Source organism: Janthinobacterium sp. Ant5-2-1, assembly GCF_001445815.1.
GTDB lineage: Bacteria > Pseudomonadota > Gammaproteobacteria > Burkholderiales > Burkholderiaceae_D > Janthinobacterium > Janthinobacterium lividum_E.
In genome coordinates this window covers 1-23,485 of the sequence record NZ_LNCE01000068.1, presented here as the reverse complement: position 1 = coordinate 23,485, position 23,485 = coordinate 1, and the positions used below count along the sequence as shown (strand labels likewise).

Genomic DNA, 23,485 nt, shown 5'->3' with positions numbered 1-23,485 from the left:
GGGATGACAGGCTGTGCACATGATAATGCGAATCGGGAATTTGCGTACTGATCGGTAAAAAACTCGTGCCGGCTGGGGGCGGTGCTACTGGAACTGGCGGAATCGCCGCAAACTCTGGAACTTTCCTTGCCAGCCCCAGTCTTAAGAATTCATGTCTTAAGATTGTGAAACATCATGTACTGCAAGCAACTCGTCAAGCCCGACGGGCGCCAGCTGACCCTTTACAGCCGGCGTCTCATCGTCGTCGCTGGCGTTGCGCCGAGTCCTTTCCCCCTGCCGCAGGAAGCCAATCCGCACTTGCGCTGGCATCCCTTGCGCGGCGAGTGGGTCGCGTATGCGGCTTACCGCCAGGGCCGCACCTTCCTCCCTCCGCCAGAGTACAACCCGTTGGCGCCCACGCGCGATCCCGCGCATCCGACGGAATTGCCTGCCGGCGACTACGATATCGCCGTCTTCGACAACCGCTTTCCCACCCTGGCGCTGGACGCCCACGATCCGCCTGCCTTGACGGTGGCCACGGCGCCCGCCAGCGGCCATTGCGAAGTGGTGGTGTTCGCCCAGGATGCCGGCGCCTCGCTGGGCACCTTGCCCGTCAGTCACATCGTCTTGCTGCTGCAAGCGTGGGCCGCGCGCACGCAGGAGCTTGCCAAGCGGCCCGGCATCGCCTACGTGCTGCCGTTCGAAAACCGTGGCGCGGAAGTGGGCGTGACCCTGCACCATCCGCATGGCCAGATCTACGCCTATCCCTTTGTTCCACCGGTGGCGGCGCGCATGCTGGAGCAGGAACGCATGTATTTCGCCGAGCATGGCCGGGCAATGCTGGTGGACATGGCGCGGCGCGAGGCCGATGGCGGTGAGCGATTGCTGTACCTGGGACCGGAAGCCATCGCTTTTGTTCCCGCCTGCGCCCGCTACCCATATGAGGCGTGGGTGATGCCGCGGCGGCAGACGGACAGCTTTGCGGCCTTGTCGGTGGAACAGCGCGATGACCTGGCGCGTGCCCTGAAAACCGTCTTGCTGAAATACGACGGCCTGTGGCAGCGCGAGATGCCCTATCTGATGGCCTGGTACCAGGCGCCGACAGACGGCCGCGCGCATCCGGAAACGCAGCTGCACGCACAGTTTTATCCGCCGTACCGCACGCGCGAACGGCTCAAATACCTGGCCGGCACCGAGCTGGGCGCCGGCATGTACGCCATGGATGCCTTACCCGAGGAATCGGCACGGCAGTTGCAGCAAGTGCGCGTGGCATGGAATATGGCAGAGGAAATCGCATGAACTGGAATGTGGAACTGGAAATTGCCCATAAACTGGCGCAGATGCGGGGCTGGCTGGAACAGGAAAGGGCTGGCGCCGTGCGCCTGCGCGGCGTGGACTGGTTCGCCTGGGCCACGGCGGGCGCGTCCTGCAGCCCCAGCCAGTGGGCCGAGTGCGGCTGCGCCGAGGTGCTCGTCACGCGCGACGCGGCCTATATCCTGACGGATGCGGCCGAGGCGCAGCGGCTGCGCCACGAAGAAGTGCGCGGCAGCTGGACGTGGCAAGTGACGCCGTGGATGCAGCCCCGACTGGCCGAATTGCGCGAGCATTTCGTGCAGCATGCGGCGGGAGGGCGGCCCGTGCTGTGCGACCGGCCGGGCCTGCATGAACGCAGCCTGCCCGCCGCCCTGCGCGAGGAGCGCCTGCCCTTGCTGGCGCCGGAACAGGCGCGCTACCGTGAAGTGGGACGCTTGGCCGCCGCGGCCGCCAGCGAAGCACTGCGCGCCGCGCGTCCCGACTGGAGCGAGCAGGATCTGGCCGGCGCCTGCGCCCGCGCCCTGTGGTCGCGCGGCCTGCACGCCGTGTACGTGCTGGCGGCGGGTGCCGAACGCTTCGAGCGCTACCGGCGCGCGCCGCCGGCCGCGTCGCCGCTGGGCGAGCGGGCCGTGCTGGCGCTGTGTGCGCAAGCTTACGGCCTGTGCGCCAGCCTGAGCCGCCAGCGCCGCTTCCGTCCCGCGCGCGACGGCATGGGCGAAGCGGACGCGACCATCCTGGCGCTGGAAGCGGTGGCGCTCGATGCCTGCGCGGTGGGGCATGCGCTGAGCATGGTGTATCACGCGCTCGACAGCGCCTATGCGTATGCGGGCCAGCCCGATACGGTGCAGGAATTCCGGCAGGGCGGCATCGCCGGCTACCGCTCGCCCGAAGTGGCGGCCGGCGCGCACACGGAAATCGCCTTGAAGGAAGGCATGGCCCTGGCCTTCCATCCCAGCTTGCCTGGCAGCATGGTGGAGGACACTTTCGTGCTCAGCGGCGGGCGCCTGGACAACCTGACCTGCGACCCGGATTGGCCGGCGGCAACGGTGCAGGGACGGCTGCGGCCGCTGACCCTGGAGTTGCCATGATCACCCCCGACGCGTATTTCGGCGCCGTCCCCGTGGTGGCGGCGTCGGCGCCGGGCAGGGTCAACCTGCTGGGCGAGCATACGGACTACAACGATGGCTACATGCTGCCGTGCGCCACGCCGCAGCGCACGCGGGTGATGCTGGCGCTGGCCACCGACGGCCACCATCAGTTCTATTCGGCGACCCTTGACGAACTCGTGCGTTTCGAGCGTCAGTGCGCCGCGCCGCCCGGTTTCGGCCGCTACCTGGAAGGCTGCATCCGCCTGCTCGAGGAGCGCGGCGTGGCCGTGCCGGCCGTGCGCGCCCATATTGATTCCGACGTGCCGCCGGGCGCCGGCCTGTCGAGCAGCGCGGCGCTGGAGATCGCCATGCTGCGCGCGCTGCGCCAGCTGCTGGGGCTGCAGATTGACGACGTGTCGCTGGCGCTGATGGGGCAGCAGGCGGAAATCCGCTACGCGCAAGTCAATTGCGGCGTGATGGATCAGATGGCGTCCAGCCTGGCCGACGAGCGCCACATGCTGCTGCTCGATGCGCGCACCCTGCGCCATGAATTGCTGGCGCTGCCGCACGACAGCGAGGTGCTGGTGATCGACAGCGGCGTGCCGCGCACCCTGGCCGGCAGCGCGTACAACGTGCGGCGCGCCGAGTGCGAACAGGCGGCGCGCCTGCTGGGCGTGGCGGCGCTGCGCGACGTGCGCGAGCCTTCCTTGGTGGAAGGCTTGCCCGAGCCGTACCGCCGCCGCGCGCGCCACGTGGTCAGCGAAAACCTGCGCGTGCTGCAAGCGTGCGGCCAGCATGGTCCCGTGCTGTTCGGCCAGTTGATGACGCTGTCGCACGCCAGCCTGCGCGACGACTACGAAGTGTCGCTGCCGGTGCTCGATACCTTGGTGGCGCTGCTGTCGGCGCAATCGGCCGTGTACGGCGCGCGCCTGACGGGCGCCGGTTTTGGCGGCGCCTGCGTGGCCCTGTGCCGCAAGCAGTGCGCGGCCAGCACGGGGCGCACGGTGGTGCAGCGCTTTAACGCGGAAGGACACAGCGCACGCATGGTGGTTCCCCTGAATTGAGCGTGGTTTGATCTGGCTCATGCGTGAGAAAGCAAGCCTCTTTCTTTGGAACTTGCTAAGTGCCGCATGCCTCCAACAGGCATGCTCAATGACCACCTCTCCCCCCCCGATACGAATGATGCACAGGCCGGTACAGCCCTGCCTGGCGAGGGCGGTTTCGCGTATCCCCGCCCGCAGATGGTGCGCGAAAACTGGCAATCCCTGAACGGCGCCTGGCGTTTTACCTTTGACAATGAGCGGCGCTACCGGCTGCCCGACGGCGGCATCGACTGGACGCACGACATCATCGTGCCGTTCCCGCCGGAATCGCAAGCCAGCGGCGTGGGCGACCGTGGCTTTCACCGCGTCTGCTGGTACCAGCGCGAATTTTTGCTGCAGCCGGGCGGACCCTGCGTGCTGCTGCACTTCGGCGCCGTCGACTACCATGCCAAGGTATGGCTGAACGGCCATGTGGTAGCCGACCACGAGGGCGGCCATACGCCGTTTGTCGCCAACATCAGCCATGCGCTGCTGCCCGACGGGCCGCAAGTGCTGACGGTACGCGTCGAGGACGATCCGCACGACCTGGCCAAGCCGCGCGGCAAGCAGGACTGGCAGCTGCTGCCTCATTCCATCTGGTATCCGCGCACCACGGGCATCTGGCAAAGCGTATGGATCGAGCGCGTGGCGGCCACCTATATCGGCAAGCTGCGCTGGACACCCGTGTTCGAGGGCTACGAGATTGGCTGCGACGTGTTCGCCACGGGCGACCTGCAGGATGACCTCACGGTGGCCGTGCGCATCTGGCATGGCGACAACCTGCTGGCCGACGACCAGTACAAGCTGATCGAGAACGAAGCGAGCCGCAAGATCGCCCTGTCCGATCCCGGCATCGACGATTCGCGCAACGAACTGCTGTGGAGTCCGGAACGGCCCATCCTGCTCGATGCCGAAGTGACTTTGTGGCATGGCGACGAGCTGCTCGATACGGTCAAATCGTACACGGCGCTGCGCTCGGTGGCCATCAACCGCGACCGCTTCATGCTCAATGGCCGGCCGTATCCGCTGCGCCTCGTGCTCGACCAGGGCTACTGGCCCGACACCCTGCTGGCGGCGCCATCCGACGACGCCCTGCGGCGCGACGTGGAACTGGCCAAGGCCCTGGGTTTCAACGGCGTGCGCAAGCACCAGAAGATCGAGGATCCGCGCTACCTGTACTGGGCCGACCGCCTGGGCTTGCTGGTGTGGGAAGAAATGCCATCGACCTACCGTTTTTCCAGCAAGGCCATTACGCGCATGGTGCGTGAATGGACGGACGTGATCGAGCGCGACTACAGCCATCCGTGCATCCTCGTCTGGGTGCCGTTCAACGAGTCGTGGGGCGTGCCCAACCTGACGGCCATCCAGGCCCACCGCAACGCCGTCGAGGCGCTGTACCACCTGACGCGCACGCTCGACCCCACGCGGCCCGTGATCGGCAACGATGGCTGGGAAGCGTCGGCTACCGACATCCTCGGCATCCACGACTACGACTGCGATCCGGAACGGCTGCAGGCGCGCTATGCGATCAGCGATTCGGCCCGCACCACCTTGTTCGACCAGCGTCGCCCGGGCGGGCGCATCCTCACGCTCGACGGCTTTCCGCACCGGGGCCAGCCCATCGTCCTCACGGAATTTGGCGGCATCGCCTTTGACCGGGAACAGAGCGAATCGGCGGAAACCTGGGGCTATGCGCGGGTGGGCAACGAGGCTGCCTTCCTCGATATCTACCGGCGCCTGATGAACGTCGTCAACACGGCGCAGATGTTCAGCGGTTTTTGCTACACGCAGTTCGCCGACACCTTCCAGGAAACCAATGGTCTGCTGACGGCGGACCGAACGCCGAAGGCCGCGCTGGAGTTGCTCAGCGCGGCCACCCGCAATATCCGGCTCAATTGAACGCAAGCCGGGTCTGGCACGTTTCATCTGGTCCATACATCAAGAGGGGCAGGCATGGCCGATACCGATGGCGCGGCAGCGCCGTTCCTTACTTACTGGCAGGCGGGCTACGAGGGCGCCGACCACGTCACCCATGGCGGCCAGGCGCTGGACATGAACCGCGCCACGGGCCACCTGGACAGGGTGCGCGAAGACTACCTGCTGCTGCGCCAGTTCGGCATCCGCAGCGTGCGCGAAAGCATAGGCTGGCGCCTGGCCGAACGCGATGGCCTGTTCGATTTTTCCTTTATCGAGGAGCGCGCCGCCGTGGCGCAGGAACTGGGGCTGCAGATCAACTGGACCTTCTGCCACTACGGCTGGCCGGCCGACCTCGACCTGTTTTCACCCGACTTCGTGCCGCGCTTTGCCCGCTATTGCCGGGCAGCAGCGCAGTTCCTCGCGCCGTATGCGGGCAGCGCGCCCGTGTATTCACCCATCAATGAAATCTCGTTTACCAGCTGGGGCTTGTCGGTGCACATGTTCCAGTGCCTGAACATGTACCGACCCGATGCGGGCCACGAAGGCAAGCGGCAGCTGGTGCGCGCCACCGTGGCCGGCTGCGACGCCATCCGCGCCGTCAGCCCGCAGGCGCGCTTCCTGCAATGCGATCCCCTGATCCACGTGACGGCACCACCCGGACGCACGGACTGGGTCGACCAGGCGGCCGCTTGGCGCGCTTCGCAATTCGAAGCGTGGGACATGCTGTGCGGCCGGCAAGCGCCGGAACTGGGCGGCGCGCCTCGCTATCTGGACTTGGTCGGCCTGAACTATTACCACAGCAACCAGTGGGAAAGCGGCAGCAATTTGCGCCTGTGGTGGCACCTGGGCGAGCCGCGCCGCATGCCCTTGCACCAGCTGCTGCTGGAAGTGCAGGCGCGCTACCAGCGGCCCCTGCTGCTGGCGGAAACGAGCCACGTGGGCAGCGGACGCGGCGCCTGGATACGCGACGTGGCCGCCGAGGCGGCGCTGGCCGTCCAGCATGGCGCCGCGCTGCGCGGCATCTGCATCTATCCCGTCATCGACCGGCCCGACTGGGACGATGCCAGCCACTGGCACCACAGCGGCCTTTGGGATCTCGGCCTGGACGGCGAAGGGACGGAGCGGTTGCGGCGCATATTGGTGCTCCCTTACGCGACGGCACTACGGCAGGCGCAGCGCCTGACCGGACAACTTTGTTCAACGTTTGCCCCGGCGGGGCAGAAAGGAACTGGCATGCGAACCATCATCGTTTTTTCCCATTTGCGCTGGAATTTCGTGTATCAGCGTCCGCAACAGCTGCTGTCGCGGCTGGCGCAATTCTATCGCGTGGTCTTCGTCGAGGAACCCGTCTGGCACGATGGGCCGGGTACGCTGGAACTGTCCACGCCTGCGCCGAACGTGACCGTGTGCCAGCCCCGCACGGCCGTGCAGGCACCCGGTTTTCACGACGACCAGCTGGCCGTGCTGCAGCCCCTGCTGAGCCAGATCACGCCTGCCGACGACCCCATCGTGTGGTTCTACACGCCGATGGCGCTGCCGCTGCTGCCGGCCCTGCATGCGGGCCTGGTCGTGTATGACTGCATGGATGAACTGGCCGCATTCAAGAATGCGCCGCGCCAGCTGTTGCAGCGCGAGACGGCCTTGCTGGCGCGCGCCGACCTTGTGTTCGCGGGCGGCCCCAGTCTGTTCGAGGCGAAGCGCACGCGCCACGCCAACGTCCATTGCTTCGCCAGCAGCGTCGACACCGTGCACTTCGAACAGGCGCTGGACCGCCACAATGGCCATCCCGCGCAGGCGGAGATCGGTAGGCCCAGGCTCGGCTATTACGGCGTGATCGACGAGCGTTTCGAGCCGGCCCTGGTGGCGGCGCTGGCCGACGCCCATCCCGATTGGCAAATCGTGCTGGTCGGCCCCATCCTCAAGATCGACCCGGCCAGCCTGCCGCAGCGGCAGAATATCCATTACCTGGGCCAGCAGCCTTACCAGGCGCTGCCGCACTTCCTGGCCGGCTGGGACGTTTGCCTGCTGCCCTTCGCCAGAAATGAAGCGACCCGCTTCATCAGCCCGACCAAGGTGCTCGAATACATGGCGGCGCAGCTGCCCATCGTCAGCACCTCGATCACCGATGTGGCCGTGCCGTATGGCCACATCGTGGCCATTGCCGACACGCCGGAAGCCTTTGTCGCCGCTTGCGAGGCGGCGCTGGCCGCGACGCCGGAACAGCGCGCGGCCATGGCCGCCAGCATGCGCGCCGTCGTCGAAGCCACCTCCTGGGATACCACGGTGGAGCAGATGCGCAACTTGCTCGACACGACGCCGCCGGGACAGGGCGCCCGCCAGGCGGTGCCCGCCGCCGGCACGGCGCAGGCCGCCGCACCGGGTACCGGCGCCGATGTCAACCTGCTGCATCCCCCCGGTGCGCCGCAAGCCGTGGCCTGCGCCATTATCGGCGCCGGTCCGACGGGCCTGAGCGCCGCCTATCACCTGGGCGCCGATACTTTGCTGCTGGATAAAAATGCCGCCGTGGGCGGCTGGTGCCGCTCCATCCAGGACCGCGGATTTACCTTCGATCACGCGGGCCACATCATGTTTTCCAATGATGACTATGTGCTCGACATGTACCGCACTTTGCTGGGCGACAACCTGCACTGGCAAAACCGCGAAGCCTGGGTCTACAGCAAGCAGGTCTACACGCGCTATCCTTTCCAGGGGGCGTTGTACGGCTTGCCGCCTGCCGTCATCAAGGAGTGCATCGTCGGCGCCATCGAGGCGCGCTATGGCAAGGCGCCGGCCGCCCCCGGCAATGCAGCGGCAGCGGCCTGCGTCGTGGAAGACTGCTGCGCCGACGGCGGCACGGGGCTGGAGCAGGTGCACGATGCCGTGGCGGCGCCGGCCCAAGCCCAGGCCCAGACGGCGCCCAATTTCGAACAATTCATCCATCAGGTGTGGGGCAGCGGCATCGCCCGCCATTTCGCCATTCCCTACAACAAGAAATTGTGGACCGTCCCCCTGTCCGAGATGGAAACGTCGTGGCTGGGCGGACGGGTGCCCTTGCCCAACCTGGAAGAAATCATCGAGGGCGCGCTCGAACCGGTGGCCAGGCCGATGGGTCCGAATGCGCGCTTCGGCTATCCCTTGCGCGGCGGTTTCCAGGCCTTGATGTCGGGCTTCCTGCCGCACCTGCAAGGCAAGCTGGAACTCAATGCCGATGTGGTGCAGGTCTTGCCGCGCCAGCACGTGATCGTGCTGGGCGATGGCCGCCGCTTCCGTTACCAGCATTTGCTGAGCACCATGCCCTTGCCGCAGCTGGTGCGCCTGATCGGTGAGCAGGCGCCGCCGCAGGTACAGGCGGCGGCGCGCGCTTTGCGACATATTTCTGTGCGCTGCGTTAACCTGGGCGTGGCGCGTGAAAACATCAGCGAGAAACACTGGATCTACTATCCGGAAGAGACGATATTCCACCGTATTTTCCTGCAAGGTAACGCCAGCCCCCACTGCAACGCGCCGGGCGGTTTCGGCCTGACATGCGAGATCAGTTATTCGCCCTGGAAACCGTTGCCGCTCGATGGACAGGCCCTGATCGACCGCTGCGTGGCCGATTGCATCGCGGTGGGCTTGCTGCGCGACGATGACCGCCTGCTGGCAGCGAACCAGGTGGATATGCCGTACGCCTATGTGGTGTACGACCACGCGCGGGCCGCCAACGTGGCGCTGGTGAAAGCATGGCTGTCCACGCAGGACATCGTGCTGGCGGGACGCTACAGCGAGTGGGAATACTATAATTCCGACCACGCCTTCCTGGCCGGGAAAAAGGCGGCGGAATTGATCGGCGGACTGGCGGCAAGCCAGCGCAAGATGGGCATGGTGGAGTAGGCGCTTGCGCCGGGAGCGCGGCAACGGCGCTCCCGGCGTGGATTCAACAAGGACGCCGGCAAGAGGCAAGAGGCATGGAACTACCGAAGATCATGGCAAGTGAAGGTATTGCAAGGCAGGATGCATGGCAAGCTGCAGGGCGTAGCTCGCAGGAGACATGGCAAGGCTAAGTATGCTAAGTATGGTAAGGAAAAGATACAGCAAGACATGGCAAGGCTAAGCATGGCAAGGAAAAGATAAAGTAAGACAAGGCAAGGCAAGGCAAGGCAAGGCAAGATGGCTGTCTTGTCTTGCCATACCTTGCAGGCCTGACCGTGGTGGATGTACCTGGCCGCTGTCATTCAGTACCCCGAACGCCAGCGGCCAGGCGTAATCAGTGCATGCTGCGCTGATCCCCTGCGCTGCCCCCCGATAACGTTAATAGCGCTGCAGCAAGCCGTTGACCACCTTGACCCTATCGCCGATCTGGTAGCCGGGCTGGGAGTTTTGCATGATGGTGCGTGTGCTGCCGTCGTCCAGGCGCAGGGTGACCCGGTACTGCATGTTGCCCGAGGTGGTGCCCGCCGTGCCGGAACTGCCCGATTGCATGTCGCCGCTGCCCTGATCCATGCCGCGCGGCACTGGCTCGATCGATTGCACCGTGGCGGAGGCGATGCTCACACCTGTCTGGCTGCCGTCCATGTTCATGGCGTTGTTGGCCGTGGACGTGCGTGCATCGGCGCTGCCTGTGCCAGCGGTGCCGCTGCTGCCGGTACCAGCGGTGCTGCTGCCCGTGCTGGTGTCGCTCATGGTGCTGCCGGTCCCGGTGCTGGTGCCGGTGCTGGTCGACGTGCTGCCTGTCCCGGCTGTATTGCTGTAGCTTTCACCGCTGCGGCCATTCGTGCTGCTCATGCTGGTGCCGTTTGGATTCGAACTGCAGGCGGCCAGCGTACACAGCAGGCCGGCCAGCGCCATGGTTTTTTTTACTCTCATCTTGTTCTCCTCTTGGTCTGACAAAGTGTTGACCCCGTTTCCAGGGTGCGGCGGAGGTTAGCGTCAATGGCGCATGCCAGGCATGGCCGCAACTGCTGCTAGTAAGAGCGCGGGGAGGGGAGGATGTTCGGCCCTTGTTATTTCACATTGAGGTACATCAAGTGCTTCAATTGTCGAGCTTGGTATAAAAGACATTCTTGCGCAGGGTGAGCACGGCGTTCGCGCTTTCCCCCTTGTGTTTTCCCCTTGTTCCCCGTTGCCTATCTCAGGAGAATAAATGTCTGCCGATTCCCATAGCGTCAAGCTGATCAATGAGCTGGTGATTGCGGTGTACGGTGCCCCGGACGCGGCGAACGGGGCGCGCGCCCGCTATGCGCTGACCCAGGCCCTGCATGCCCTGACGAGGCTGTCACGGTCGGAACAGTTGATGGAGATGCAGCGCGATGCGGCGCGGGCGGCAGGAGCGGCCAGCCGGCGCGAGATGCGCACGGTGCTGCGCCGGGTCGCCAGCCGGGCGGCGGCCGGCCAGGGGCAGTTGCCGCTGGCGCTCGGTGTTGGCGATGACGCCGCGCCGTGATCAGCCTTGCTGTTTCTTCAGCGCGGCGGCGGCCATGGCAGGCCAGCAAAAGTACAGTGGCAGCACCACGGCCGTCGCGGCCGTGATATCGACCACCCAGTCGCTGACGGCGCCACGGCGGTACGGCAGGAAACTCTGGATGAATTCGTCCAGCGCCCCCATGGCCGCCACCATCAGCACCGACAGCAGCGCCCGGCGCGCCATGCCGCCGGTCGTGCCGCTGAACAGGATCAGGGCCAGCACGCCATAGCCGACGGAATGCAGCACGCCGCCCGACGCATATTGGCCCACGTCCGCGCGCACGCCGGGAATGTCGCCGATCAGGATCACCAGGGCGTATAGCACCAGCGCGGTGCGGTAGCGCAGGCGTTCGTAGCGGTCGGCAAAACACAGTTCGGGCAAGGGTGCAGGCATGAGGCGTCAGGACAGGTGGAAAGGCCGTCACAATATCATGCGCATGGCGGGCTACCGTGTTTTTGCGCAAGAGCTTGCCGTGCGGGCAAAAAAAAGGCCCGCGGGGGCGCGGGCCGAAAACCCAAATGAAATGGGTCAAGAGTTGAGAGTTGCTTGGTGCTCACCATGTCGCGCGCCTTGCCGGCGCCCGCCACGGTCATGAAAGGGGAGTGGTGTGCCATCGCGGCACACCTGTCTGGAGTCAGGCATATCGGTTGCCTGTACAGCAGATGAAGCAAGTATAGGGGGCGAAGATGACGGGCTGATGACACGCCGCAACATTTTTTTGCGGCAGACAGAATGATGGGGAAGATTGCTCGTCATGGCAAGAATGGCCATGTTCCAGGACGGATAGCGAAAAAAAAGCCCGCTGGTGAAAGCGGGCTTAAAACTATTTTCTTGGAGGAGAATAGTGGAGACAGGTGCATTATGCTGCGTCGCACGATATGTGTCTAATGGTCTTTTCAGATATCCATTATTGATTTTTGATATAACTCGTTGCGCCTGCCTTTATTCCTTCACGGCCACCGTGTAATTGAGCGCCATGCGCCCGCCATCGACATAGATGGTCTGGCCCGTCATGTAGGTGGCGTCGTCGCTGGCCAGGAAGGCGGCGATGCCGGCCACTTCCTCCGGCTCGCCGCAGCGGCCCAGCGGCGTGCGCGAGAGGATCGTGTGGCGCGCCTGCGGGCTCGACAGTACCGCCTGCTTGGCCAGTTCCGTCAGGATGGTGCCCGGTCCGATGCCGTTCACGCGCACGCCGTGCGGGGCCAAGTTCAAGGCCATGACCTTGGTCAACTGGTTGATGGCGCCTTTCGACACCACGTACGGTACCTGGTTCGGGATCGCCAGTTCCGCATTCACGCTGGACATATTGATGATGCAGCCGCTGTTGCGCTTGACCATTTCGCGCGCCACGGCCTGGCCGCACAGGAACATTGATTTCAGGTTGATGCGCATGACCCTGTCGAAATCGTCTTCGCACACGTCGAGGAAATCGGCCGCGTGCGTGACGCCCGCATTGTTGACGAGGATATCGATGTGGCCGAACTGGGCCAGGGTTTCCTTCAGCATGGCGTCGACGTCCGCCTTCTGGCTGACGTCGGCGCAAAAGAAGCGCGCCTGCGGGCCCAGGGCGGCGGCGGCTTGCGCGCCTTCTTCCTTGATGTCGACCAGCATCACTTGCGCCCCTTCGGCGATCAGGCGGGTGGCGCAAGCCAGGCCGATGCCTTGCGTGGCGCCCGTGACGATGGCGGTTTTATGGATCAGTTTCATGTGTTCTCCTCGGCGGGTAATAGGGGGCGCTGCCCAGGCCACGGGATTGCGCGGCAATGGGCAGATTTTAATCCCTGGGCAGGAATCAGAGGAGGATGGGTTCGTTCGGCAACTGGTTGCCGCGCGTACCGTCAGCGGGGAAGTGGCTTTGCAGCAAGGTATTCAGCTGCGCCAGGGCTTCCAGGGTACTGTCATGGAAATTGCCTTCCTTGAACCCTTTGGTCATGGTGCGGCATACGGCTTGCCACTGTTCCGGCGTGACGCGGCGGCCCACGTTGCGGTCGGCAACGATATCGACCTGGTGCTCGGCCAGGTTGATGTAGATGAGCACGCCAACGTTGTCTTCCGTATCCCACACGCCATACTGGGCGAACAGTTCGCGCGCCCGCTCGCGGTTGCTCACGCCCTGATAGGCCAGGCCCGGCGTCAGGGCCGCTTCGACGATCAGGCGCACTTCCGCCCGGTGCAGCGTTTCACCGTCGGCAATCGCCGTCTCGATGGCTTTCAGTGTCCGTTCCGGAAAGGCCTGGCGCGCCGTCGCCGGCGTGCCCCGCAAATGCTTTAATGCCCGTCCACAGCGTTGGCCGAATGTCAGTTGTTTCGTCATTACCAATCTCCCGAGGCGCCGCCGCCGTCAAATCCGCCGCCGCCACCACCGAAACCACCGCCGCCACCGCCACCGCCACCGCCAAAACCACCGCCCCCGCCGAAGCCGCCGCCGCCGCCGCGGTTGTTCAGCGCCTGGCTGAGAATGCTGCCCAGCACGACGCCGGTGGCGCCGCTGGACCAGTTGCTGCCGCGCTGCAGCCGCGTCGGCCCGCCGCGCGAACGGAACAGGGTCAGCACGACGAGGAAGCCGAAGAACAGCAGCGGCAGCCAGAAGGTCATGCCGCCCGCTTCCACCGTGGCCGGCGCTTTCTGCTGCACCGGGGCGGGGAATTGCTCCTGGTTCAGCAGGGTGGCAATCGATCCCACGCCGGCGACCAGGCCGCCGTAATAGTCGTTCTGCTTGAAATGGGGGGCGATCACGTCTTGCAGGATGCGTTTCGATTGCGCATCCGTCAGCACGCCCTGCACGCCGCGGCCCGCTTCGATGCGCAGGCGGCGCAGCGACGATGGGTTGTCTTTCGCCACCATCAGCAGCACGCCGTCATCGACGCCCTTGCGGCCCAGCTTCCAGGCATCCGTCACGCGGATGCTGTACTGCTCGATGGCTTCCGGTTCCGTGCTCTTGACCAGCAGCACGGCGATCTGGCTGCCCGTCTTGGCTTCGTAATCGGCCAGCACGCCTTCCAGCGCCGCCTTTTGCTTGGCGTCGAGCATGCCGGCGTTGTCCGTCACGCGCGCCGCCAGCGGCGGCACGGGCACAAGATCCTGCGCGCTGGCGGGCAGGCTGGTGCACAGCAGCAGCGCCGTCGCCAGCGCCGCCAGATAAGACCAGGCTTTCATCTTATTTGCCAAAGTTGACGGTCGGTGCGGTCGAGATGGCTTTTTCGTTTTCCACCGTGAACGATGGCTTGACCTTGTAGCCGAAGACCATGGCCGTCAGGTTGTTCGGGAAGCTGCGCGCATGCACGTTGTAATCTTGTACGGCAACGATGTAGCGTTGGCGCGCCACGGTGATGCGGTTTTCCGTGCCTTCCAGCTGCGACTGCAAATCGCGGAAGCTCGTATCGGCTTTCAGGTCAGGATATTTCTCGGACACCACCATCAGGCGCGACAGGGCCGACGACAGTTGGCCCTGCACTTGCTGGAATTTCTCGAAGGCGGCGGGGTCGTTCAGCACTTCGGGCGTGATCTGGAAACTGGTGGCGGCGGCGCGCGCCTTGGTCACCGCTTCCAGTGTTTCGCGCTCGTGCGTGGCATAGCCCTTGACGGTGTTGACCAGGTTGGGAATCAGGTCGGCGCGGCGCTGGTACTGGTTGACCACTTCGCCCCAGGCGGCCTTGGTGGCTTCATCCTTGCTCTGGAAGTCGTTGTAGCCGCAGCCCGTCAGGATGCCGGCCAGGACGGTGACGCTCAGCGCCAGGCGCAGCCATTTGGTGAATTGATTGGTGATTTGCATGATGGGTTCCGTGCTGAGTAAGGGAGGTGAGGCAAATATACCTGAAACGGCCCGCAATGTCGGTTTAATAAGCGCTGGCCGCCGCCCCTGGCTGCCTTCCCAGGTCCACGCCGCGTTACAATACGGGGTTTGCAACTGAATATAGAGAAGGTGTGCCGTGAATTTCATCAATAAATTATCCGCCGCGTGGACGGCCAATAATTCCCTGCTGTGCGTGGGCCTGGACCCGGACCTGGCGAAACTGCCGGCCGAACTGCGCGACTTGCCTGATGGAATCACCACCTTTTGCACGCGCATCATCGACGCCACGGCCGACCTGGCCTGCGCCTTCAAGCCTCAGATCGCCTATTTTGCCGCGCTGGGCGCGGAAAAGCAGCTGGAAGACATCTGCCGTTACGTGCGTGAAAACTACCCGCACATCCCGCTGATCCTCGACGCGAAACGGGGCGACATCGGCGCGACCGCCACACAATACGCGCGCGAAGCGTTCGAACGCTACGGCGCCGACGCCGTCACCGTGAATCCCTACATGGGCGAGGATTCGCTCGACCCCTACCTGGCGTGGAAAGACCGCGGCGTGATCATCCTGTGCCGCACCTCGAACCCGGGCGGCTCGGACCTGCAATTCCTGAATACGGACGGCGAACCGCTGTACCAGCGCGTGGCGCGCCTGGTGGCCGACAAATGGAACAAGAATGGCCAGTGCGCGCTCGTCGTCGGCGCCACCTTTCCTGAAGAACTGGCGCAAGTGCGCGCCATCGTCGGCGACATGCCGCTGCTGGTACCCGGCATCGGCGCCCAGGGCGGCGACATCGCCGCGACAGTTGGCGCGGGCCAGACGGCGAACGGCATGGGCATGATGATCAGCTCGTCGCGCGCCATCATCTACGCCAAGCCGCAGGACGGCGAAGACTGGGCCGACGCAGCGCGCCGCGTGGCCATTGAAACGCGCGATGCGATCAATGCGCACCGTTCTGCATAAAACCCCAACACCTTAAGTGCTGGGGTCAGACGGGGACGCCGAGTCCCGTCGGGTCTGACCCCGGATTTTAATCGCGTTGCGGGGCGACGATCTCCGCGTAATCGTAGAGTTCTCCCAGAATTTCCTCTCCCCGCTCATCCACGGATTCCGACAGCACGTCGATTTCCGTAAACAGCATCTCGATGGTGCGGGCGCCGCCGTCGCCGTCGAACAGGCGGGCGGCGCGGTGCTGTTCCCAGCGCAGGCTTTCCGCTTCGCTCAGCGTTTGCGGGAAATTGCGGGCGCGGTAGCGGAACAGCAGTTCCTGCAGGCGTTCGTCGGCAAACGAGGGGCGGGCCGTGGCCAGCTTGGCCGGCGTTTCGCGGCGCAAGGATTCGAGCAGGCGGCGGTCATCGTTGCTGACGAAACCGTTGTACAAATCCTCATCCACGTCCAGCGCGGCATTCGCGCCCGGGCGCTGGAACACTTCGGCCCAGATCGCATCCATGTTTGGTGCCGTGGCGGCGAATTGCGCGTTGACCTTCGCCGCGTCCACGTCGATGCCCCATTGCGCGGCCATGGCCGGCGACAGGGTTTTCAGGTTGCCGACGAGCATGGGCGACTTGTTCAGGTGCACGCTCTTCACGGGCAGGCGCGTCATGCCTTCGGGCATGGCGTCCTTGCGCGTGAACAGCCGCGTGCGGATGGTGTCGGCGTCCAGCTCGAACAGTTCACGCGGGTCGTAGGCGCAATCCCAGACGAGGATCTCGTTCTTGTTGCTCGGGTGCGTGGCCAGCGGCCAGACGACGCCCACGCAGCCCCGTTCGGCGGGGAACATGCCGGACACGTGCAGGAAAGGCTGGCGCTCGCCGGCGGTCAGGTGCATGCCCATTTCGCTGGCGACCCGGTCCTTTTTGTGCAGGGCCAGGCAGAATTCGAACAGTTTCGGCTGTTTCTGCTTGATCAGGCGGGCCAGGGCGATGGTGGCGCGCACGTCGGACAGCGCATCGTGCGCCGCTTCGTGGGCCAGGCCATTGGCCTTGCTCAAGTGTTCCAGCTTGAAACTGGTCTGGCCATCGTCGCGCTTCGGCCATTGAATGCCTTCCGGGCGCAGCGCGTGCGTCATGCGCACCACGTCGAGGATATCCCAGCGACCGCAATGGTTTTTCCATTCGCGCGCATACGGGTCGATCAGGTTGCGCCAGAACAGGAAGCGCGTGACTTCATCGTCGAAACGGATGGTGTTGTAGCCCACGCCGATGGTGCCCGGTTCCGAAAAGGCCGCTTCGATGGTGGCGGCGAACTGGTGCTCGGGCACGCCCAGTTGCAGACACTGCTGCGGCGTGATGCCCGTGATCAGGCACGATTGCGGGTCGGGCAGGAAATCATTAGCAGGCTGGCAATACAGCATGATCGGCTCGCCGATCTCGTTGAGTTCGGCATCCGTGCGGATGGCGGCGAACTGGGCCGGGCGGTCGCGGCGCGGCTGGGCGCCAAAGGTTTCGTAATCGTGCCAAAGAAAGGTCTGGTTAGTCATTGATGGTCATTACTTGGTTACTTGATTGGTTATCCGGGCCGGTAAAAGAGCGCCGCTGCTACAGTTTTCTGAAAACCTGCCGATACTACACGAGAGGATGGTCATCATCGCGTTTCCCGCATGGTGGCATACATTGCCCGTTCAAGGAGGTCTATCGTGTCAATTCCCATCGCCGCAAGCGGCAATTCCAACCCTTCCGTGACTTCCGTCAGTACGGGCGTTGCCGGCAAGGACGATAAAGTCCAGCAAAAGGACGGCGTCAACGCTGAAATGAGCGTCAACGACCGTACCAAGCTGCAATTGAACGCGTCCATCATGCAGGCCTCGCTGAACGTGTCGATCGGTTCCGAGAACGAGCCGCTGGCGCTGCTGTACAAGACGGCCATCACCAACATCAATGAAGCGCTGAAGGGCCAGTACGGCGAAGATGCGATCCAGAACGCCGCTTCGCAGGACAATAGCGCCGAAGCGACGGCGAGCCGCATTGTATCGCTGTCGACGGGGTTTTTTGACGCCTTCAAGAAACAGAATCCCGACCTGGATGACGATACGGCCCTGACCAAGTTCATGGACACCATCAGCGGCGGCATGGAAAAAGGCTTCAAGGAAGCGCGCGACATTCTGGGCGGCTTGAAAGTGTTGAAAGGCGATATCGCCGGCAATATCGACAAGACGTACGAGCTGGTGCAGAAAGGCTATGCGGATTTCATCGCCGCGCACAGCAGCAAGAAGGATGACGCCGCCAAGCCGGCCGACAGCAAGGCTGCCTGATCAATATTACGCCGGAAGCGCCTGAGAAAATGTCCAGGGCCAGGCGCATTGCCGAAGGCAGTACGAATGTACGACGAGGCAATGCAACGACGCCATGGGCTTTTTATCAGGTGCTTACGCGGTTGCGTCCGCTTGCCTTGGCGCGATAGAGCGCCGCGTCGGCGGCCGCGATCAGCGCATGGTCGTCCTGTTCGGCCGCCAGGCTGGCCACGCCGAAGGAACCCGTGATGTGCGGCAGCGCGCTGCGCATGTCGACGAAGATGACGGCTTGCTGCATGCGTTCGCACAAGCGTTCGGCCACCCGCAGGGCCACATGTTCGCTCGTATCGGGCAAGATCACCATCATTTCCTCGCCACCATAACGCACGGCAAAATCCGTCGGCCGCAGGGCCGCGCCCAGTACTTGCGCGGCGATGCGCAGCGCCTGGTCGCCCGCCTGGTGGCCGTGCGTGTCGTTGAAACGCTTGAAATGGTCGAGGTCGATCATCACCAGCGACAGCGGCGAGGCGCTGGCGTGGGCCGTGACGATCATGTTCGGCAGCAAGTCGGTGAGCCAGGCCCGGTTGTACAAACCCGTCAGGCTGTCGACCATCGACAGCTGCCGGTAGAACTCGCCCAGTTTCTGGCGCCGGCGCAGCAGGGCATTGGCTGCGCGGATGCGGAAGGACAGCAGCCGCAGCAGGTTGCGCGCGAGGCCGTTCGATTGCTCGATCAATTCCCAGACGACGGCCGCGTCGATCACCAGCAAGTCGGTTTCTTCCAGGGCGGAAATGGCAGCCAGGTTGCTCGCTTCATCGAGCACCGATTGTTCGCCCACACTTTCGCCGGGCAAGACCTTGCTGACGGTGCCGTCGTCCATGCCCGTGTGGATGTCGGCGGCCACGGCCAGCGAACCGCGCAGGACGATGTACAGGCTGGTGCCTTGTGTGTCGGCAATGGCTTCGCCCGCTTCGAGGCGCATGACGGGGCAGGGCGCCAGCATGGCGGCCGTCTGGCTATCCGCTCCATCGCGAAATAGCTGTAAATCGCCGATGTTGCAGCCTGAAGCGCCAAAGTTGCCGATCTGTTCCACAATCACACTTTCAAAAAGCCGGCGCGCGCGAGCAGAGGGCCGGTAGCTTCATGATAGCGTAAAGCGGCCTTGGCTGTAACGGCAAAGGCTTGCTTGATGTCACTTACTGTGAGAAATACGACAATTATTTCATTGTCGTGTTAATACGCCGGAATGCTTGCTGTTTTAATATTGATATTGTCGCGCGGGAAGGCGGGTCCAGATGTGCAAAGGCAGCCTTGAACGGCTGCCTCAGTCTCTGGAAATCCTGCAGGTGGGGAATTACTCGGCGGTTTCTTCCGCTTCGGCCGTATCGATCACGGCATTTTTGCCGGTGGCGTGGCGCTTGCTGTCTTGCAGGCGGCCCAAGGCGCTATCGATGGCGCGTTTCAGTTTGTCGGTGGCGCCGGCAACGGATTGATGCACGGTGGCGTTCTGTTCGGTCACGGCGATCGGTTGATAGCCAGCAACGCGTGCTTCCATGACGCAGCGAATATCGTCGGCGCCGCCTTTCGGGCCATTCGTGTCGCTGATGTGGACTTCGATGCGGGTCAGGTTGTCGCGGAAGCGGTTCAGTGCGTTTTCAAGTACGGATTGCACATGTTCGTTCAGTCCAGCGGTGTTGGCGATGGTGCTGTCGGTATGAATATTGATTTGCATATGCTTACTCCTGTCAATTCAAAAAAAACCCATCTCAGGCGTGCTGCGGCCTGGTTGCTGCCCCATGCACATGACCTCTGTGCATGGAACTTATCTTACTCCTCTTTCCAGTATTTCAAGAGGGTGCGCACGATTAAGATGAGCTTAACCCTTCAGCCAGGTCAAGTTTCCAATACGAAATTATTTTTCAGCCATTGATGAGGCCGGCGGCGATATTGATCGACAGCCCCAGCACGACCAGGTTGAAGAAAAAGCTCAGCACGGATTGCCCCAGCACGATTTGCCGCATCATGCGCGTCTGCACGGAAACGTCCGACGTTTGCACGGCCACGGCGATGGTGATGGCGAAATACAGAAAATCCCAGTAATCGGGGTTTTGCTCGTCGTCGGGAAACTTCAATGGGCGCAGCGCGGGATCGGCCTGGTAATACAGGTGGGCATAGTGGAAGCAGAACAAGGTGCCGACGAGGAACCAGGAACCGACCAGGGTGAGTATCGTCAGGCCGTAATGCAGCGCGCGCTCGTCCGGCGCCATGTCTTTCATCGAGGACAGCTGCGAGACGATGGCCACCAGGCTCATCACGGATGCGACGGACAGGGCCGACAGCACCGTGGCCGCCCGCTCGTCCTGGCGCGCCGCCATGGCTTTCACTTTGTGATGGTTGGCGCGCATCATCATCCAGGACATCGTTGCCAGGTAGAACCAAACGCCCACGTTCCATGCCGTCAGCAAACGCGTCATCTGTTGCCAGGACGAAGGCAGCAGCAGGCCGGCCACCACGCCGATGACCGTGGCCATGCTCAGGTGGGGGCGGCTGCGGATGAAGCTGCGGAATGGAAGCGTGATTTTCATGGTGCCAGGATGCATCAGTTGGGATAGCGCATCTTAGCGCTTAAGTTGCCGCCGTGGTGGCTGCCTTCGCCGCCGTTTCCTTCTCGTGGTGGGGGAAGCGGTCCATGCGCGACAGCACGGGGAACAGCACGGCCCAGATGCCCGTCACGGCCAGGGTGGCGGCGCCGCCGAAGAGCACGGCGCGCACCAGGCCGAACCAGCCGGCCGTCAAGCCCGATTCGAATTCACCCAGCTCGTTCGAGGCGCCAATGAAGACGGCGTTCACGGCGCTGACCCGGCCGCGGATCTCGTCGGGCGTCTCGAACTGCACCAGCAGGTGGCGGATGTAGACGCTGACCATGTCGCCGGCGCCCATCAGGAACAGCGCCGCCAGCGCCAGCGGGAAATAACTGGTGCTGCCCAGCACCAAGGTGCCCAGGCCGAAGACGGCCACGCCGCCGAACATCCACGCCCCCACGCGGCGCGTGATGGGGAAGATGGCCAGCGCGATCGAGCACAGGGCCGCGCCGGCCCCGGGCGCCGTGCGCAGCAGGCCCAGGCCGCTGGGGCCGATATGCAGCACGTCGTGCGCGAGCGCCGGCAGCAGGGCCGTGGCGCCGCCGAACAGCACGGCAAACAGGTCGAGCGAAATGGCGCCCAGCACGATGGGTTTCGACCAGACGAAGCGCAAGCCTTCGAGCAGGGTATGCCAGCTGACGGGTTCGCGCTTGACCACTTGCGGCGCGGGCGTGGTGGCGCGCATCAGCAGGACGGACACGACCAGCAGCGCGGACGAGATCAAATACACCACCTTGGGGCCGAAGTAATACAGTAAGCCGCCCAGGGTGGGCCCCAGGATGATGGCCACGTGCGAACTCGACGAGCTGAGCGCGACGGCACGGCTGAAGTGTTGCGTGGGCACCATGTTGACCAGCACGGCTTGCGTGGCCGGCATCATGAAGGCGCGCGCGCTGCCGAAGAGCACAAGCACGGCAAACACGGGCCAGACGATGGCGAGTCCGCTGAGCGTAAAGGCCAGCAGGGCCAGCGCGCAAGCGAGCTGCGCCGCCAGGCACCAGGCGATAATATTGCGGCGGTTGTAGCGGTCGGCCACGTGGCCGGCCGGCAAAATCAAGACGAGGAAGGGGGCGAATTGCGCCAGGCCGATCAGGCCCAGGTCGAACAGGCTGCCCGTGATCTGGTACACCTGCCAGCCGATGGCCACGCTTTGCATCTGCACGGCCACTGTGCCCAGCACGCGGGCGGAAAGGTAAAAAGCGAAGTTGCGGTGACGCAGGATGGCGAAAGACATGAACACTTTCCAGGGAGCGGCGGGATGAGGCGGGTGGCGGCAGCGGATGCCGCACCTGCAGCATCCCGCTGTCTGGATGCTTACTTGGCCAGGTCGGCTTCCGTGGTGAAGGCGTCCGCGTAAAACTCGTCGGCTGGAAGCTGGCACAGCTGCACGAAATCGCGGTGGGCCGAGTCGACCATCACGGGCGCGCCGCAGGCATACACCTGATACGCGGACATATCCGGAATATCGGCGATGACGGCCTGGTGCACGAAGCCCGTGCGGCCGCTCCAGCCGTCTTCGGGCAAGGCGTTCGAGACGACGGGCACATAGGTGAACTGCGGCAAGTCGGCGGCCCACTGGCGGCACAGCGCATCCATATACAGGTCGTGCGGACGGCGGCCGCCCCAGTACAGGGTGATCGGGCGCGTGGAGCGCTCGTTGATCATGTGCTCGACGATGGCTTTCAGCGGGGCAAAGCCCGTGCCCGAGGCCAGCAGCACGACGGGCTTGTCGGAATCTTCGCGCAGGAAGAAGGTGCCCATTGGGCCTTCGAAGCGCAGAATGTCGCGCTCTTTCATGGTGCCAAATACCTGGTCGGTGAACAGGCCGCCCGGCAGGTGGCGGATGTGCAGAGTCACGGGGCCGCCGTCGGCAGGCGCGCTGGCCATGCTGTAGCTGCGGCGCTTGTTGTCGCGCAACAGGATTTCGATATACTGTCCGGCGCGGTAGTTGAGGCGCTCGCTGGCCGGCAACTGCAGGGTCAGCACGACGACGTCGGGGGCGACTTTCTCGATGGTGGTCACGCGCGACGGCATTTTCTTGATCGGGTAGTCGCTGCTGCCCGCCACTTCGCGCGCTTCGATGACGAGGTCGGCGTTCGTGGTGGCGCAGCAGAACAGGGAAAAGCCGGCCGCTTCCTCTTCCGGCGGCAGGGCGCGCTGCTGGTGCGCCTTGTGCTGGACGGTGCCGGAAACCACTTTGCCCTTGCAGGAACCGCAGGCGCCATTTTTACAGCCATACGGCAAGCCCACGCCGGCGCGTATCGCCGCCGCCAGCACGGTTTCGTCCGCTTCGCAGCTGAACTGGTGGTCGCTGGGCTGAACAGTAACTTGAAAAGTCATACAATCCTTGAGATGAAAAATATGTTAATGCACTCTTTGCGCAAGCCGTCAGGCTTGCCGCGCTTGCTGATCCTCGGTTGCGGCGACGTTGGCATGCGGCTGCTGCCCCTGCTGCGCGCGCGCTTTCGCGTCTTTGCCGTCACCAGCCAGCCGGCGCGCTGCGCGCAGTTGCGGGAAGCCGGCGCCGTGCCCATCGTGGCCAACCTCGACGACCGCGCCAGCCTGAAACGGCTGGCGGGACTGGCGTCGAGGATCGTGCACCTGGCGCCGCCCCTGTCGTCGGGCTTGCTGGACCGGCGCACGCGCAATCTGGCCGCCATTTTACCCGAGCATGCACGCATGGTGTATGTGAGCACCAGCGGCGTATATGGCGATTGCGCTGGCGCCTGGGTCGATGAAACGCGACCGACGGCGCCGGCGAATGCGCGGGCGAAGCGGCGCGTGGACGCTGAGCAGGTTCTGCGCGGCTGGAGCGCGCGCCGCGGCGCCAAGGTGGCCATCCTGCGCGTGCCCGGCATCTATGCGGACGACCGCCTGCCCTTGAAGCGCTTGCGCGAAGGCACGCCAGCCCTGGCCGCGGATGACGACGTGTACACCAACCATATTCATGCCGACGACCTGGCGCGCATCATCGAACGGGCCTTGTGGCGGGGGGAACCC

The 23,485-nt window shown here is 64.2% G+C and carries 21 protein-coding genes; 9 read left to right on the top strand and 12 right to left on the bottom strand.

Going from position 1 to position 23,485, the window contains the following annotated elements; genetic code table 11:
- The first annotated feature begins 174 nt into the window (after positions 1-174).
- From galT to ASN89_RS21050, 5 genes are all read left to right on the top strand, one after another.
- Positions 175-1,278 (top strand): galactose-1-phosphate uridylyltransferase, encoded by a 1,104-nt coding sequence (gene galT, locus ASN89_RS21070; protein WP_058050641.1) that lies wholly within the window; start codon positions 175-177, stop codon positions 1,276-1,278.
- Positions 1,275-2,381, top strand: a complete 1,107-nt coding sequence (locus tag ASN89_RS21065; protein ID WP_058050640.1) for a M24 family metallopeptidase — start codon at positions 1,275-1,277, stop codon at positions 2,379-2,381. Before galT ends, ASN89_RS21065 begins: the two co-directional genes overlap by 4 nt.
- The gene (galK, locus tag ASN89_RS21060; RefSeq protein ID WP_058050639.1) at positions 2,378-3,445 is read left to right on the top strand and encodes a galactokinase; all 1,068 of its coding nucleotides are present in this window, start codon (positions 2,378-2,380) and stop codon (positions 3,443-3,445) included. Before ASN89_RS21065 ends, galK begins: the two co-directional genes overlap by 4 nt.
- Positions 3,446-3,622: 177 nt before the next feature.
- Positions 3,623-5,362 carry a glycoside hydrolase family 2 protein gene (locus ASN89_RS21055; protein ID WP_046685630.1) on the top strand — a complete coding sequence of 580 codons (1,740 nt, stop codon included), beginning with the start codon at positions 3,623-3,625 and terminating at the stop codon, positions 5,360-5,362.
- Positions 5,363-5,416: 54 nt separating this feature from the next.
- On the top strand, positions 5,417-9,253 hold the full coding sequence (locus ASN89_RS21050; protein ID WP_058050638.1) for an NAD(P)-binding protein: 3,837 nt from the start codon (positions 5,417-5,419) through the stop codon (positions 9,251-9,253).
- Between the two features lie 417 nt (positions 9,254-9,670).
- Here ASN89_RS21050 and ASN89_RS21045 read toward each other — a convergent pair whose 3' ends face one another.
- On the bottom strand, positions 9,671-10,225 hold the full coding sequence (locus ASN89_RS21045) for a hypothetical protein (RefSeq protein WP_161911789.1): 555 nt from the start codon (positions 10,223-10,225) through the stop codon (positions 9,671-9,673).
- Positions 10,226-10,502: 277 nt separating this feature from the next.
- On the opposite strand from ASN89_RS21045, the gene ASN89_RS21040 reads away from it, so the two are divergent.
- Positions 10,503-10,802 (top strand): hypothetical protein, encoded by a 300-nt coding sequence (locus tag ASN89_RS21040; protein ID WP_046685352.1) that lies wholly within the window; start codon positions 10,503-10,505, stop codon positions 10,800-10,802.
- Here the strand turns inward: ASN89_RS21040 and ASN89_RS21035 are convergent, their stop codons facing one another.
- The 5 genes from ASN89_RS21035 to ASN89_RS21015 all read right to left on the bottom strand — a co-directional run bounded on the left by ASN89_RS21035 (position 10,803) and on the right by ASN89_RS21015 (position 14,595).
- Positions 10,803-11,216, bottom strand: a complete 414-nt coding sequence (locus ASN89_RS21035; RefSeq protein ID WP_235502033.1) for a VanZ family protein — start codon at positions 11,214-11,216, stop codon at positions 10,803-10,805.
- Positions 11,217-11,765: 549 nt separating this feature from the next.
- Positions 11,766-12,530, bottom strand: a complete 765-nt coding sequence (locus ASN89_RS21030; protein ID WP_058050636.1) for an SDR family NAD(P)-dependent oxidoreductase — start codon at positions 12,528-12,530, stop codon at positions 11,766-11,768.
- An 85-nt stretch (positions 12,531-12,615) separates the two neighbouring features.
- Positions 12,616-13,137, bottom strand: a complete 522-nt coding sequence (locus ASN89_RS21025; protein WP_058050635.1) for a TPM domain-containing protein — start codon at positions 13,135-13,137, stop codon at positions 12,616-12,618.
- Positions 13,137-13,979, bottom strand: a complete 843-nt coding sequence (locus tag ASN89_RS21020; protein ID WP_058050634.1) for a TPM domain-containing protein — start codon at positions 13,977-13,979, stop codon at positions 13,137-13,139. The genes ASN89_RS21025 and ASN89_RS21020 overlap by 1 nt, the downstream gene beginning before the upstream one ends.
- A gap of 1 nt (position 13,980) precedes the next feature.
- Positions 13,981-14,595: a LemA family protein gene (locus ASN89_RS21015; RefSeq protein ID WP_034759964.1), complete on the bottom strand. Its 615-nt coding sequence runs from the start codon at positions 14,593-14,595 to the stop codon at positions 13,981-13,983.
- Positions 14,596-14,752: 157 nt separating this feature from the next.
- Between ASN89_RS21015 and pyrF the strand changes: the two genes are divergently transcribed.
- Positions 14,753-15,577 (top strand): orotidine-5'-phosphate decarboxylase, encoded by an 825-nt coding sequence (pyrF, locus tag ASN89_RS21010; RefSeq protein ID WP_058050633.1) that lies wholly within the window; start codon positions 14,753-14,755, stop codon positions 15,575-15,577.
- 67 nt (positions 15,578-15,644) lie between these two features.
- Here the strand turns inward: pyrF and sbcB are convergent, their stop codons facing one another.
- Positions 15,645-17,093 carry an exodeoxyribonuclease I gene (gene sbcB / locus ASN89_RS21005; protein ID WP_058050632.1) on the bottom strand — a complete coding sequence of 483 codons (1,449 nt, stop codon included), beginning with the start codon at positions 17,091-17,093 and terminating at the stop codon, positions 15,645-15,647.
- 156 nt (positions 17,094-17,249) lie between these two features.
- On the opposite strand from sbcB, the gene ASN89_RS21000 reads away from it, so the two are divergent.
- Positions 17,250-17,864 carry a DUF5610 domain-containing protein gene (locus tag ASN89_RS21000; RefSeq protein WP_235432985.1) on the top strand — a complete coding sequence of 205 codons (615 nt, stop codon included), beginning with the start codon at positions 17,250-17,252 and terminating at the stop codon, positions 17,862-17,864.
- A gap of 106 nt (positions 17,865-17,970) precedes the next feature.
- Here the strand turns inward: ASN89_RS21000 and ASN89_RS20995 are convergent, their stop codons facing one another.
- The 5 genes from ASN89_RS20995 to ASN89_RS20975 form a co-directional block, all read right to left on the bottom strand.
- Complete coding sequence (locus ASN89_RS20995; protein ID WP_058050674.1) at positions 17,971-18,936, bottom strand: GGDEF domain-containing protein; 966 nt, start codon at positions 18,934-18,936, stop codon at positions 17,971-17,973.
- Positions 18,937-19,197: 261 nt separating this feature from the next.
- Positions 19,198-19,575 (bottom strand): HPF/RaiA family ribosome-associated protein, encoded by a 378-nt coding sequence (locus ASN89_RS20990; RefSeq protein WP_046685345.1) that lies wholly within the window; start codon positions 19,573-19,575, stop codon positions 19,198-19,200.
- A 187-nt stretch (positions 19,576-19,762) separates the two neighbouring features.
- Complete coding sequence (locus tag ASN89_RS20985; protein WP_058050673.1) at positions 19,763-20,428, bottom strand: DUF1345 domain-containing protein; 666 nt, start codon at positions 20,426-20,428, stop codon at positions 19,763-19,765.
- A gap of 40 nt (positions 20,429-20,468) precedes the next feature.
- On the bottom strand, positions 20,469-21,719 hold the full coding sequence (locus ASN89_RS20980) for an MFS transporter (RefSeq protein WP_058050631.1): 1,251 nt from the start codon (positions 21,717-21,719) through the stop codon (positions 20,469-20,471).
- Between the two features lie 80 nt (positions 21,720-21,799).
- The gene (locus ASN89_RS20975; protein ID WP_058050630.1) at positions 21,800-22,825 is read right to left on the bottom strand and encodes a CDP-6-deoxy-delta-3,4-glucoseen reductase; all 1,026 of its coding nucleotides are present in this window, start codon (positions 22,823-22,825) and stop codon (positions 21,800-21,802) included.
- Positions 22,826-22,837: 12 nt separating this feature from the next.
- Here ASN89_RS20975 and ASN89_RS20970 point away from each other — a divergent pair.
- On the top strand, positions 22,838-23,485 hold a 648-nt coding region (locus ASN89_RS20970; RefSeq protein ID WP_058050672.1), incomplete at its 3' end, for an NAD(P)H-binding protein.